Genomic DNA, 14,044 nt, shown 5'->3' with positions numbered 1-14,044 from the left:
CTGAAGAAGCTGCCGATCGTGTGTCGGCAGCTTCTTCACGTTTTCAGGCAGTTTGCAGAACCGTATGATAGTAACTAAACAGTATTAGTACTTAAGAAACTCTAAGTTATGATCATAAAGCCTCGGCATTGTCGTGCTGAGGCTTCTTACTAGTAATGTAGGAGCCAAAGGGGGGATTATATTAATAGTTGACATGACACTAAATGGTGTCCTATAATCAAAACGTCACTAAATGGTGTCGAATTAGCTGTTCTCGCTTCGTGGGCGCTGCGTTAGAACTACCGCCTACTTTAGGGAGATGGTGAAATTATCGGTTGTTCCTTGGAAATAATATTTAGGAGAGAGGCAGTTGTGCGTGAGAACAACCAGTTGCGGGATATGTTTGACGCGATTACCGATCCAACTAGGCACCGACTGATTCATCTGTCTGTTTGCAGAAGCGGAGGAGTTACCGCTTCATGAGTTAACCGACACTGTTTCAAGTGGGCTGGATTGCGGTATCCAAGCATTGACAATGCTTAAAGATGCCGGAGTTGTACTTAACTGTAAAGTAGGCAGAGAAACATGGTTTAGGCTAAATGCCTCACCTTTAAAATAAATTCAAGATTGGCTAGCTTTCTACCACAAGTTTGGCGTGTGAATATGCTGCGCCTAAACCACTTATTAGAGGAGGAACAAGAATGAGTTTAACATTATCCTTAGATTTTCAATACTCGACATCGATCGAGAAGCTTTGGTCTGCCTTAACTGATCCAAGCGAGCTTGCCAAATGGGTCATGGAGAATGATTTTAAGCCTGTTGTTGGATACCGTTTTCAGTTCCGCACTGAGCCGAACGAATGGTGGGACGGAGTTATTGAAGGTGAAGTGATTATCGTGGACGAGCCAAACTGTTTGTCCTACACTTGGGCCAGCGCAGGAGAGCAGCATACAGTTGTTTGGACGTTACAGGCTTTAGAAGATGGAAAGGTTAACCTTCATCTTGAGCAAACCGGATTCTCAAATGCTCAAGGGCTCGAAGGTGCCAAGTATGGCTGGAGTGGTTGGTGCGCCAAGCTCGAAAAGGTGTTGGAACAATAGCTAATATTTCTCTCTTTCCATTGGCGAATTAGTGGGTACGGTAGCTGAGTTCTGCTAGACAAGACATAACCGGCTGCAACCTACATGCGGCCGGTTATGTGTTTGAGGGGAAAGCCATCTCTAATCATCTAATTAACACGACTGGGAGGATGTAAAGCATGAGCGAATCTAAACAGGAATATATCGTAATCTCGGCGGCGAGGGAAAATAATCTCAAGAACGTATCCTTGCGCATTCCCAAGCGAAAGATCACAATTTTCACCGGGGTATCCGGATCAGGCAAGTCATCGATCGTCTTCGATACGATTGCCGCAGAATCCACGCGTTTGCTGAATGAGAACTTCAGCATGTTTGTGCGCAATTTCCTGCCGCGTTATCCACAGCCAGATGCGGACGCGATTGAGAATCTAAGCATGGTTGTTATTGTGGACCAGAAGCGGCTCGGCGGCGGTTCCCATTCCACTATGGGCACGATTACCGATATCTCTCCCATTCTCCGGCTTCTCTTCTCCCGAATAGGTCAGCCGTATGTTGGACATACGAACATGTTCTCGTTTAACGATCCGCAAGGCATGTGTCCCGAGTGCAACGGGATCGGTCGCAAACTAGCCGTTGACATGAAGAAGGCGGTAGACAAGTCAAAGTCGTTGAACGAAGGGGCAATTATGCTGCCGGATTATGCGGTGGGCGGCTGGGATTGGAATATGATCGTGCAGTCGGGGGACTACGATCTGGACAAGAAGCTAAGTGATTATTCAGATGAGGAACTGGAGCAGTTGCTGTACGGCAAGGCTAGGAAAGTGAAGATGGATTTCGCCGGGAAGGCAACAAATATTACAGTTGAAGGCGTCATCGAGAAGTTCACGAACAAATATATCAAGCAGGATGTGAAGGCGAAGTCTGAGCGCACACAAAAAGCTGTTGCACCGTACATCACCGAGGGTTCTTGCTCCAGCTGCCACGGTGCGAGACTTTGTCAGGCCGCACTCAGCTGCAAAGTCAATGGATTCAACATTGCGGAGATGTCCGCCATGGAGGTCGGGCAGCTCATTCGAGTCATTCGGGAGATTGACGATTCTGTCGCCGCGCCGGTCGTTAAGTCACTAGCAGATCGGTTGCAGCATCTAGTGGATATCGGACTTGACTATTTAACTCTGGACCGTGAGACGGATACATTGTCCGGCGGCGAGTCGCAGCGCGTCAAGATGGTGAAGCACCTGAGCGGCAGTCTGGTCGATGTCACTTATATCTTCGATGAGCCCAGCGTCGGTTTACATCCCCGTGATGTACACCGGTTAAACGAATTGCTTCAGAAGCTGCGCGATAAGGGGAATACCATAATTGTCGTTGAGCACGATCCCGATGTGATCAAGGTGGCGGATCATATCGTTGACGTTGGGCCTCGCGCTGGCAGTCGTGGTGGTACCATTGTGTATGAGGGCAGCTATCTAGGCCTACTGGAGGCAGATACACTGACAGGTACCCATATGAAGCGACCGCTCCAGTTGAAGCATGATTGCAGGCAGCCGACCGGTAAGCTAACGATCAAGGATGCCACTTTACACAACCTGCAGAACGTTAGCGTAAATATTCCAACTGGAGTGCTGACAGTAGTTACAGGAGTCGCCGGATCGGGCAAGAGTACGTTAATTAACGAAGTGTTCCTTAGCCAGCATCCGGATGCGATAGTCATCGATCAATCCGCAGTAGGCGTGTCAACACGCTCAAATCCCGCTACTTACACGGGGATTATGGATGATGTGCGCAAGGCGTTTGCTTCCGCAAACAAGGTCAGCCAAGGTTTGTTCAGCTTCAACTCCAAAGGTGCATGCGAGAACTGTCAAGGTCTAGGTGCAGTGTATACAGACCTTGCATTCCTTGAAAGTGTCAAGCTGCCGTGTGAGGTATGTGAAGGGAGACGGTTTAAGGAAGAGGTGCTTGAGTATAAGCTGCATGGCAAATCAATTGCAGAAGTACTGGAGATGACGGTGGAGCAGGCATTGGAGTTTTTCCAGCTAAAAGAAGTCGTGCGCAAGCTTCAGGCGATGAGTGATGTCGGGCTGGACTATATTACGCTTGGCCAGCCACTCAGCACGCTATCGGGCGGGGAATGCCAACGCATCAAACTGGCAAGCGAGCTTCATAAGAAGGGCAGCATCTACATGATGGACGAGCCAACGACCGGTCTCCATATGTCAGATATCGGGCATCTTCTCAAGATTATGAACCGTCTCGTAGATGCTGGCAATACGGTGATCGTCATCGAACACAACCTTGAAGTGATCAGCCAAGCGGATTGGATCATCGACATGGGACCAGATGGAGGTAGTAAGGGTGGCCAAGTCGTTTTCGAAGGTACACCTTCGCAAATCATTGATGCTGAGCACTCGATTACGGGAAAATACATGATGTAATACATTTTAGCCTCATAGTAATGTGTGAAATATGAAAATAAATGGCATTTAAGAATAGCTTATAGAAGTTCAATTTAAGAGCACGAGATCAAAGGCTGCCAGCAGAAATGGCAGCCTTTCGCTTTATAATAACTGAAATTGATGTGAAAATATACCTGACAGACTACTCCGCCCGCTAGCGAAGTCGAATATCGTATGCTGCGGTTTTCGGGATGTGTACTTCTAAAAATCTACTTCAATCTACCATATAATGGTCTTACAATCTTGCCCAGCTTACCTAATTTACCTGGTAATTTTTTGAGGCTGAGTCTACTTAATATAAATTTTGGTTTTCTCTTTTTGGACACTCTAGTATTTCTTGGGATAGATGTACCGTTAGTGCTATTTATAAGGTTTAATGTGAAGTTTATGAAATTGCCGACATCAACTCTATCGAAGCCTACTCTTCTACAGCCCGCACCTTGACATCTTTCGATCCAGCACATGGAGAATGCTGTTGTAGGCACATAAGTGAAATAATTACCGTCCCACACATTGTTAAAAGTGTCGTATGCATAAACATAGTAAGTTTGATTAACAGAGGAGCCAGTCACTAAAAGCGAACTTCTTCCAGGAGTAATACGGTACCAGCCAACCTTAGTGTAGGTGACAGGGCTACAACCTGCATCATAATACCCGACTGCAACATATATCGGGTTAGGCGTACTATTTCGAACATAAAAACCCACTGTTATCACTCCACTCTAATAAAGGAACTGAGAACACATCTTTAATCTATGTCAATTTTTCGAGAAAGTAATAGGCATATGGAAGATTAAAAAGTCCAAATATAAAAGAAGTCAATATGAGTTTACTATTCAAGGACCGATCAACGACCACCAAAGAAGACATATACTCTAGACATCACGTTTGACTCGAATTACCAACCCATTTATACTAATTCCACCTTTAGATAAATCGTTTAACATGATCTGACCTAGGAGCGGTTAATGTTACAATGATATCGGGTGATTACATATTTGATGAATTAGGAGATTTCTAAATATGCAGAAAAAGATTTTAATCGTTGAAGATGATATCCATATATCCCAAATTATTAAAATGAACCTCAATATTGTGAATTACATAACGACTGAAGTATACGATGGCTTGGCGGCACTGGAGGCGATAAAGCAAGAGAAATACGATCTGATCCTGCTTGACGTCATGATTCCCCTGCTCGACGGGTTTGCTCTAATGGAAAAAATTCAACCCTACTGTATACCGGTCATTTTTCTGACGGCAAAAAACTCGGTTTACGACAAAGTCAACGGACTGAAGCTGGGGGCCGACGACTACATGGTCAAGCCCTTTGAAGGGATTGAACTCCTCGCCAGGATTGAAACTGTATTACGCAGATACGGTAAAGATGAACGCGTCATAAAGTTCCAAAACATTCAAATCGACTTGGATAAACGAGAAATAACCCTTCAGGGGGAGCCAGTTGAACTAACCCCGAAAGAATACGAGTTGATGGTTGTGCTGCTGAAAAATAAGAATATCGCCCTCTCCAGAGAGCAGTTCATCGATAACGTATGGGGTGGGGATTATTACGGCGAAACAAGAACGGTCGATATGCATATCAAATCGGTGCGCAAGAAGCTTCAGCTTCAGGATCATATTAAGACTGTTTACAAGGTCGGTTACCGACTGGAGGATTGATCCATGAAATTTTGGCATAAGATCTCATTGTTTTCTTTCCTAGTCTTCGTCGTCGTTTTTAACGCAGCCTCGATTCTGGTGATCGAACGGAGCCATAACAAGATCCTGTCGCAGGTAATCAACAGCGCCTTAAGCCAGAATATGAGCATCCACTCAAGCATCGACGCGATTGTTCCGATTCTTCGAATCTATGATTCGCTTGATTATGAGAAGACGGTATTAGCTAATGTCGCCAAGGAATTCGTAGAGAAAAATCGCGATCAACAGGTGTATATAGATATTATGAATGATAAGAAACAGGCGATCTACAGCAATGTTGATTTTAAGATGCCGATCCATCGAGAAGAACTTAGCAAGCTGGCTGTGGATGAGATCCATTATATTCTTCGCGATATCGATCAGCGTACGATCTTGTTCACTTCGAATATTACGGATATAAATCATAAAAGCTATGTCTTTACGTACATGAAAGACGTAACTTCCTTGTACGCGGATCGCTTGGAGCAGTATAGCTTCTTCGCCAAAGTGGATATTGCTGCCAGTTTCCTCTATATGTTGATTATGCTCTTCGTTAGTAGAGGGCTGACAAAGCCGATTGATCGCTTGAATCGGACGGCTCAAGTCATTGCGCGGGGAGGATTTTCGGAACGTGTCCCATTGAAATCAAAGGATGAGATTGGTATTCTGGCTCGAAATTTTAATGAAATGGCCGCGGTTGTTGAGGACAAGATTCAAGTCTTGGAGCGGCACAATCAAGAGAAGCAGCGATTCATCGATAATTTTACTCATGAATTAAAGACACCGTTGACATCGATTATCGGTTATGCCAATTTTCTGCGAACGACAAAATATAACGAAGAACGATTCCTCGACGGTCTGGATGTTATTTATACAGAAGGGAAGCGATTAGAGTCGCTTTCGCATAAGCTGATGGACTTGATATCGTTGCAAGAAGGCCGCAGTCAAATAGAAGAACAAGATCTAGGATCCATCATCACCGAAATGAAACCGGCACTTGAAATGATGTCGAAGGAGAAGCAGGTTGCTATCATCCTTGATTGTGATGAAGGCGGCAGGCTACTGCTGGACAAGGATCTGATCAAAGTACTGATCTTTAATCTCGTAGATAATGCGTTAAAAGCTTCAGCCCTACAGCAGAGCATTACGATCCGGCTCATCAGTCAGAATGAGCGATACGTGCTGGAAGTGATCGATCAAGGGATGGGTATCGCTGCAGCGCATCGTGACAAAATATTCGAGCCGTTCTATATGGCAGATAAAGCAAGATCACGGGGCAATCAGGGGACGGGACTAGGACTCTCTATTTGTCAGAGCGTAGTAAGGATGCACGGTGCCGTCATTGAAGTCGCGAGTGAAGAAAATGAAGGCACGACGATTCGAGTTATCTTCGAACCTATTTATCCGAAAGGCGGAGGAGTTGTTCATGAATAAGCTAATCCTGATGGTCATCGGTGCAGTATTCGTGTTGCTGTCGCTGACGGGTTGTGAAGGCATATTCAATGGCATTGCCAAAGATAAGGTGATCGTGAAGAAGATAACGAAAGAGCCGAATAAGAATGAAGTGCAGTATGAAGGCGTGTTGTCGCGGGATGCGGTGAAGACCGTCAGTCTGAAGGCGGTCAACAAATACTACGATAAGAAATTATCGATCGATGAGGTTCAATTTGGCGAGTTGCTTGCGGTGGACCAAGTGAAGCTGAAAGAACTGCTGGATCGGGTGGAAAAGGGATATAAGAGTCATACGCGCCCGAGGCAGATGTTCGCATTTGAGATTGACATTGAAGCAGAGCTTAAAAAAATACCAAGCGGTGTATTCTATGTTACCTTGATTCATGATGCTGACCCGAGGGAAGTTTTTGATATTGTTGTGAATGCGAGAGATGGCGATGTACTTCGAATCAATAATGTTGACCAGTCCCCTGTTGTATACAACGATGTCGTTTCAACTCTGCTTATGGATGAAGTCCATGGTGTGGCGGAACGTTTCATTCAAAAAAAAATAAATGATCCATTATCGCAGTTAACTTTTGATAAGAAACAGATTCGTTGGGGCTATAAACCGGAAGTGTATTATTTGAACAAGGCAAATCAAATGATAAAATATAGTGTTCAAGTTCAAATGGGGACAAAGCAGGTGGCGGGATTCAGTAAAGACGTGATGGCGCTCCTACAATATTATACAGAGTCGTAAAGCGACAATTTATGGCCGGCTGCATCTGCAGTTGGTCTTTTTTTGCAATTTGTACGCTTGAATCTAAATTTTACAACTCCTATATAAGTCTATCTTACTTATCATATATTCGCCTACTACACTAGGGTTCATGGCACAGTATGTTCATAAGGGAAAGGAAGAAGATAATGAAAAAAACGTTATTCATGATGTTAATGATTCTATTCATCATTTCGGTCTCAGCATGCAGCACCCCTGCGAGTAAGGGCGAGGCACAAAGCGAAAATAAAAACACAGAAACGCTAAAAGAGAAGAATGCTCCAGATTTGAAATTGGACGGGGAGAAAAAAACGATCGTGTTCTCCACCTATTTTCCAGATGAGTTTTATAAGCAGGCAAAGAAGAAATATGAAGCCAAACATCCTAACATTACGATTGATCTCAGTTATGTTGAGAGTGATGACGCACATGGCGAAGAGGATAGCGAAAAGTTTATTAAGACGACGAATACGGCCATGTTATCTGGCGCAGGACCGGATCTCATTGCGATGGACTTACTGCCGATAGGAAGATATGTGAATAAACAATTGTTGGTCAACATGAGAGAGTTGATAGAACATGATCCGTCTTTTCAGAGAGACCAATATTTCACAAACATTATGGACGCTGTTAAATTAGACGGGGGGATCTATGGCATACCGCTGAACTTCTTCTTGTATGGCCTTGCAGGCAATGAAACGGTGATCAATAAAAGCGGGGTGGAGATCAATGATAAAAGTTGGAACTGGAGTCAATTCGTCGACGTGGCCAAGGAACTAAAGAATGCGGGTCCTGCCAACAACCAATCAGTCTTATTAAGCGAACCGCATTATTTGTTAAATGAAATGGTTAAAGATCAATATGCTACCTATGTGGATCAGGCAAACGGTGAAGCCAAATTCGATTCAGAAGGTTTTACTGCTCTGTTGCATCAAGTTAAATCGTTATTCGATGAACAGGTGGCTTCGGAGACAGCATCACGATCGATATTTTGGAACACTTCGATTGTTTCCCCGGCGGACTACATTCGAACGATGAAGCAGAGTGAGTACTATGGAAAGGGATATGAATTTACGTCCAAGCTGTACGCCAAACCTCATGCAGACGGGAAGGAAGCGGGAGGATATTTCAGAACCTACAAGACAATCGGGATGAATGCCAAATCGAAGGTTAAAGCGGAAGCATGGGATTTCATCAAATTTATGTTGTCGGATGAAGTACAAGCCAAAGCAGGCAGCGCGGGTTTTCCATTAAATAAGCACGTCTATCAGAAACAAGTGCAGGAGCTGCTGCAGGAGGGCAAGGTAATATCAGATCAAGAAATGGGACCACTGAAGGGGAAGGTATTCGACGTGACAGCACAGGATCTTCAAGGGTTGGAGCATTTCCTGGCTGAAGCGATCTATCCGGTGGAGTTCAGACCTTCCAAGATTGACGAGATCATTACGAATGAATCGAAGGCCTTCTTCAGCGGACAGAAGTCAGCCGAAGCCGTGGCCAAGTTAATTCAGAATCGAGTGACGACTTTCTTGAATGAATAACCAGCTAAACTTGTGGCGGATCGTGTGACTTATTTGAATGAGAATACGTCTATCTTTCCATTATTGAAGGCGAAGAATGAACCTTGATCGACAATTCAAAGACTGACAGAACCAAGGCCAGCTGCAAGCGCAGCTGGCCTTTTTACGTTGTGCTGCCAGGTGAGTTCAGCTTTTTACAACTCCATTACAAGTCCATCTCACTTATCATATATTCGCGTACTACACTGGTAGTGTACAAGCCGATGGCAGGGGACTATGCAACGAATATGGCTTAGTAAAAAGGTAAAAGCGAATGGTTCATTTTTCGCATTCGACGTGGATTTAGGAGATGTTTAACATGGTGGGAAAGTGGTATCAAGGCACAATATGTAAGCTGCTGCGGCAAGATTGGAGGATAGCTGTTCTTTTCTTGGCGCCGAGCTTGCTAGGTTTCGCAATTTTTTATCTTATTCCGTTTGTCATGGGATTGTTCTATTCATTCCAAGATAGCGCAGTGGGTGGGTCGTTTGTTGGTTTTGATAATTATAATGAACTGTTTGATAGCGGCTCCTTCCGTAAAGCGGCAGCAAACACATTCCTATTTACCGGTATAAGTGTGCCGCTGATCATGGTTTTATCCTTACTATTTGCGATTTTGCTTAATCAAAAGTTATTTGTTCGGAATTGGCTGCAGACAGCTTTTGTATTGCCACTTGTGGTACCCGTCGCCTCTATCGTAATGATGTGGCAAATAATGTTCGACTGGAATGGTACAGTGAATGTATGGATGCAAAGCATGCAAATTGAACGGATCGATTGGATGAAATCAGATTGGTCCATGGGCGTGTTGGTTGCCGTGTACACATGGAAAAATATCGGATACAACATCGTTTTATTTTTAGCCGGATTACAAAGTATACCTAAAGATTACTATGAAACTGCAGACCTCGAAGGTGCCGGCAGATTTCATAAATTGATTCATATTACGCTTGTCTACTTAACTCCGACGATATTCTTTGTCATTTTAATGTCCATTATTAATTCGTTCAAAGTTTTCCGTGAAACGTATCTGATTGCTGGTGATTATCCACATGACCGTATTTATATGCTGCAGCATTATATGAACAACATGTTTCTATCACTCGATATTCAGAAACTGACGGCCGCTGCCACCTTGATGGTCGGTTTCATTTTAATTAGTGTGACAATTATGCTATCAATAGAACGCCGTTTTCGGAAATTTATGGATTAAGTATAAGGACGGTGATATTGTTGGCTAAATTTCGTAAGGTTGCGTTAACGTTGGTGATGGGAATAATCGCCGCGATCATGCTATTTCCCATTGTTATCACATTCACTAACTCGTTGATGACGGAAGGTGAGATTGAACACAACTATAAGCTCATTGGCAAGATGATCAATTCTGCAGCAGGTGAAAAAGATGGATTTGTTAACTTGAAGCTGGTTCCCGATTGGTTGTCCATTCATCAATATGCAGAAGTGTTGGTTCATAAACCGATGTTCCTTCAAATGTTTTGGAATTCCGTATGGATAGTTACACCGATCATCGTTGGGCAAGTGCTGGTCGCATCTCTGGCGGCCTATGCTTTTGCCAAGCTCCGATTTTGGGGACGGGATAAGTTGTTTGTCGTTTATTTGATGACCATGATTATGCCGTTTCAAGTTACACTGGTTCCCAACTACCTTATAGTGGAGAAGCTTGGACTAATGAACACAACATCTGCGATTATTTTGCCTGGAATTTTCAGTGCCTTCGGTGTATTTATGTTAAGACAGTTCATGCTGCATATTCCGAATTCGTATATCGAAGCTGCCAAAATGGACGGAGCGGGGCACTTGAGGATTTTTTATAAGATTATTGTTCCTCTTATTCAGCCTGGAATTGCTGCACTAATTGTATTGCTGTTTGTTGACAATTGGAATATGGTCGAGCAGCCCCTTATTTTTCTGGAGGATTCATTCAAGCAGCCATTATCGCTTTATTTATCGCGTGTCAGCGAAGGGGCCCGGGGGATTGCTTTTGCTGCATCTGTGCTGTATATGGCCCCAATGGTGCTCTTGTTTTTATATGCAGAGTCCTACTTTATTGAAGGAATTCAGCTATCCGGAATTAAAGGATAGTGATATAGGGGTGATTATAATGGAATTACAACATACAGATCAAACGAAGTCTGAACGTAAGCGAAAGATTCGAAGGTTGTCTGGCTGGTTTATTGGCCTCCTGATTGTTTTTACGCTGCTCAGCAACACGATAATGGCTCTGACTCTACCTAAGGTTGTTATAGTAGAGCCGAGTCGGGGACAGCTTCTTCATACGTTCCAAGGTAGTGGTGTATTAAAGTGGAGGGCAGAGGTAGCATTAACGAATAGTACAGGTTGGAAATCGGAGAGGGTAGATGTTAAATTAGGGGATGCTGTAAAGAAAGGGCAGAAGTTGGTCCTATACAACAGTACAGAAGCGGAACAACAGATTCTGGACGAACAAGCGAGTCTTCATAAGCTTAAGCTTACAATGGAAGAACTGCAGAGCAGTTTTATGGAGGCTGTACATAGCGGGGATGAGGAGAGCATACGCAGCGCCAAAAATGTAATCGAGATCAATAAAATTGATCAGGGATTTCAGCAGCGAAAAATCCAAAAGCTGCAGGATCACTTGACTAATAATCGCGCATTGGTTGCTCCGTTTGACGGAATCGTCACACAAGTCAACGCGATAGATGGCCTCATTTCATCCAATGGGGGAGGAGATGTACGTATCTCCAACGGAAGCCTTGGATTTGAGTTTGAGTTTTTAGCCCCTGCGGTTGTAGCTGATCTCTTGGAGATAGGACAAGAGCATGATGTTCTAGTAAATAAAAAAATGAACAAGCAAGTTGAAGGTAAAATTGCAGAAATCGAAGATGCAAATTCTATTGATACAGGTTCAGTAGGTGAAGGTGCGATCTTGAATTCTCCAATGAAGCGTATTGTGGTCACGATACAAGACAAGAGCTTAAAAAGAGGCGATAGAGTTCATATGGAGCTCACTAAAATGACGTCTGATGATGCGGTATTGATACCCAATAAAGCTGTGCACGAAGATGGAAGCGGAAAGTATGTATTTACGATAGAAGGGAAAGATGGCCCGCTTGGCAATACATTTTACGTTCGAAGAACATCTATTATTGTGGCGGATTCTAATGAGCAAGTATCAGCCGTAACCCAAGGTGTATTTGAGCAAGAACAAGTCGTCGTCGAGAGCAGCGATCCTCTGCAGGATGGCGATAAGATTCGAATGCCATAATTATTTTGTCTTGGGGAGCGAACCTTTTTCCGATAGAGCGACAATATAGTGTGTAAGCTGGTTACTCAGGAGGGCCCTCTGAATGCAAAATGAAGATATGTACCAACTACTTATAAAAATGAAAGATGGTGATCAACAGTCGTTTCATACGATGTACGATGCCACCTACCATGACATCTACCGAACAGTCTCCTTTCTCGTGGATCATCAGCAGGACCGGGAAGATGTCATGAATGAGATCTATATGCAGATGTGGACCTCACTTGCTAATTACGATACGAATCGTCCTTTCCATTTTTGGTTAAACGGCTTGGTCATCCGTCAAGTGCAGCGATTTCGGGTAAAGGGCTGGAGAAGGTTCCGAATTTTTGAACGCGTCCGTGTCTTCTCCCGGGAAGAGTCTCATTGGGATCAACCTACTGTGTTGATGGAGGGGACAAACCAAATGATATCGCAGTCAATACGAAAACTGACCGATAAACAGCGGACAGTGATTATCTTGCGCTTTTTTCACGACTATACGCTTGAGGAAACTGCGACTTTGCTCGATATTCCGCTGGGTACTGTCAAGTCCAGATATCATGCTGGCTTACAGGCGCTTCGAAAAAGCTTAGGGGATCTTCCCCGGGAAAGGATGGAAATGATCAATGACTATTGAGCGCACAATCCGTGAACATCTGCACAACGAGGCAAAAAATATGACGTGCCCACCGGCCATTACCAATCGAATAGAACAGTCCTATTCTCAATATTTGAAACAAAAAAGGAGCGAGATAACCTTGAAAAAACGATTAATTGCTGGAATAGTTGCGACTGCTATTTTGATTCCGACCGCAGCATTTGCTGCGCCTACCCTGATTGATATATTTACTAGAACACCAATGACTGCTGAACAAGTCAAGGTAGATAAGTTGGGCAAAGCAACACTTGAGAAGCTGTATAGCGCATTTCCGGAAACAAGATCGTTTAAGATTATCGATGCAAGTTACCTTGGTGACCCGAGTGATTCAAGCAACACAACGATCCAACAAAGCATCGTACTGCAGGAAAACGGAGAGACAGGAAAAAAGATTACGCTTCATGCAAACGGTATTACGGGTGAGATTGAAGATCTGACTCAAGAGAATTGGGAGCCAAAGCAGAAACCACTCCATTCTTTAACTGATCTGGAAATTAAGGCGAAGGTGGATGATCTTATTGTTAAAATATATGGCAGCATTAAAGACTACGAAGCTGCTATAGAGCAAATGGAGAACCCGGATGTGAAAACATGGATGTTGAGTTACACTAAAAAGGAGTCAGAAACACCTTTCTACCAAGTATTTGTTTATGGAAATACAATTAGTCTTTCTCAGGTAGGAGGCAGTGATCCTACTCCTTCAAACCTTAAAGTAGAAGGTTTATTCTCTTTTAATGGTAAGACAGATTATACTGCTGATTCCTTTTTAAATGATGAAAAACTGTTTTCTTTACTACAAATAGGCCCGACAGTATTAAAACAAGAATTAGCACAAGGTAAATCTGTTGTGGAGATCGCAGCATCTAAAAATGTCTCTAAACAACAAGTGATTGATGTAATTGCAAGAACACAGGCTGAAAACCAATATAAAGCGGATCATGATGGAGGAACTATTAGCGAGCTTTTAATGAAGAAAATGATGAAAGCTGTTGAACCAAAAGTATTGGCAGTCATTGAACATAAAACGGAAACAGCATGGTAGCAATAATAAGTAAAGGCAAATAAGATTGGCAAAATACCAAGAGGCCGGTATCCTTTGCGTACAGGAAACCGGCCT

Annotated in this window: 12 protein-coding genes and 1 pseudogene; 12 read left to right on the top strand and 1 reads right to left on the bottom strand. The window is 43.6% G+C overall.

The genetic code is table 11. From position 1 onward, the window contains the following. Positions 1–351 precede the first annotated feature (351 nt). The 3 genes and pseudogenes from MH117_RS06480 to MH117_RS06470 all read left to right on the top strand — a co-directional run bounded on the left by MH117_RS06480 (position 352) and on the right by MH117_RS06470 (position 3,493). Positions 352–684: pseudogene (locus tag MH117_RS06480) on the top strand (ArsR/SmtB family transcription factor). Beyond that, positions 681–1,079, top strand: coding sequence for an SRPBCC family protein (locus tag MH117_RS06475; RefSeq protein ID WP_239327869.1), 399 nt, complete (start codon positions 681–683; stop codon positions 1,077–1,079). The pseudogene MH117_RS06480 and the gene MH117_RS06475 overlap by 4 nt, the downstream one beginning before the upstream one ends. 158 nt (positions 1,080–1,237) lie before the next feature. Continuing rightward, the gene (locus MH117_RS06470) at positions 1,238–3,493 is read left to right on the top strand and encodes an ATP-binding cassette domain-containing protein (RefSeq protein WP_239327868.1); all 2,256 of its coding nucleotides are present in this window, start codon (positions 1,238–1,240) and stop codon (positions 3,491–3,493) included. 230 nt (positions 3,494–3,723) lie between these two features. On the opposite strand, the gene MH117_RS06465 is transcribed toward MH117_RS06470, so the two are convergent. Further along, entirely contained in the window at positions 3,724–4,221 is a 498-nt protein-coding gene (locus MH117_RS06465; protein ID WP_239327867.1) for a DUF1036 domain-containing protein, read from the bottom strand. A gap of 316 nt (positions 4,222–4,537) precedes the next feature. Between MH117_RS06465 and MH117_RS06460 the strand changes: the two genes are divergently transcribed. The 9 genes from MH117_RS06460 to MH117_RS06420 all read left to right on the top strand — a co-directional run bounded on the left by MH117_RS06460 (position 4,538) and on the right by MH117_RS06420 (position 13,969). Further along, positions 4,538–5,194: a response regulator transcription factor gene (locus tag MH117_RS06460; RefSeq protein WP_239327866.1), complete on the top strand. Its 657-nt coding sequence runs from the start codon at positions 4,538–4,540 to the stop codon at positions 5,192–5,194. Positions 5,195–5,197: 3 nt separating this feature from the next. After that, on the top strand, positions 5,198–6,646 hold the full coding sequence (locus MH117_RS06455; RefSeq protein ID WP_239327865.1) for a sensor histidine kinase: 1,449 nt from the start codon (positions 5,198–5,200) through the stop codon (positions 6,644–6,646). Further along, the gene (locus MH117_RS06450) at positions 6,639–7,406 is read left to right on the top strand and encodes a hypothetical protein (RefSeq protein ID WP_239327864.1); all 768 of its coding nucleotides are present in this window, start codon (positions 6,639–6,641) and stop codon (positions 7,404–7,406) included. The genes MH117_RS06455 and MH117_RS06450 overlap by 8 nt, the downstream gene beginning before the upstream one ends. Before the next feature lie 167 nt (positions 7,407–7,573). Continuing rightward, on the top strand, positions 7,574–8,965 hold the full coding sequence (locus tag MH117_RS06445) for an ABC transporter substrate-binding protein (protein WP_239327863.1): 1,392 nt from the start codon (positions 7,574–7,576) through the stop codon (positions 8,963–8,965). Positions 8,966–9,302: 337 nt separating this feature from the next. After that, positions 9,303–10,196, top strand: coding sequence for a carbohydrate ABC transporter permease (locus MH117_RS06440; RefSeq protein WP_239327862.1), 894 nt, complete (start codon positions 9,303–9,305; stop codon positions 10,194–10,196). A gap of 56 nt (positions 10,197–10,252) precedes the next feature. Next, positions 10,253–11,086: a carbohydrate ABC transporter permease gene (locus tag MH117_RS06435; RefSeq protein ID WP_239328665.1), complete on the top strand. Its 834-nt coding sequence runs from the start codon at positions 10,253–10,255 to the stop codon at positions 11,084–11,086. Between the two features lie 19 nt (positions 11,087–11,105). Beyond that, complete coding sequence (locus MH117_RS06430; RefSeq protein WP_239327861.1) at positions 11,106–12,248, top strand: efflux RND transporter periplasmic adaptor subunit; 1,143 nt, start codon at positions 11,106–11,108, stop codon at positions 12,246–12,248. Positions 12,249–12,330: 82 nt separating this feature from the next. Further along, on the top strand, positions 12,331–12,906 hold the full coding sequence (locus MH117_RS06425) for a sigma-70 family RNA polymerase sigma factor (protein ID WP_239327860.1): 576 nt from the start codon (positions 12,331–12,333) through the stop codon (positions 12,904–12,906). Next, positions 12,896–13,969, top strand: a complete 1,074-nt coding sequence (locus MH117_RS06420) for a hypothetical protein (RefSeq protein WP_239327859.1) — start codon at positions 12,896–12,898, stop codon at positions 13,967–13,969. The genes MH117_RS06425 and MH117_RS06420 overlap by 11 nt, the downstream gene beginning before the upstream one ends. Positions 13,970–14,044 lie beyond the last annotated feature (75 nt).

The sequence above is a fragment of the Paenibacillus sp. ACRRX genome (assembly GCF_022346885.1).
GTDB lineage: Bacteria > Bacillota > Bacilli > Paenibacillales > Paenibacillaceae > Paenibacillus_B.
Note: the sequence above shows the minus strand (reverse complement) of the source record. Positions and strands in the feature narration are given on the sequence as shown.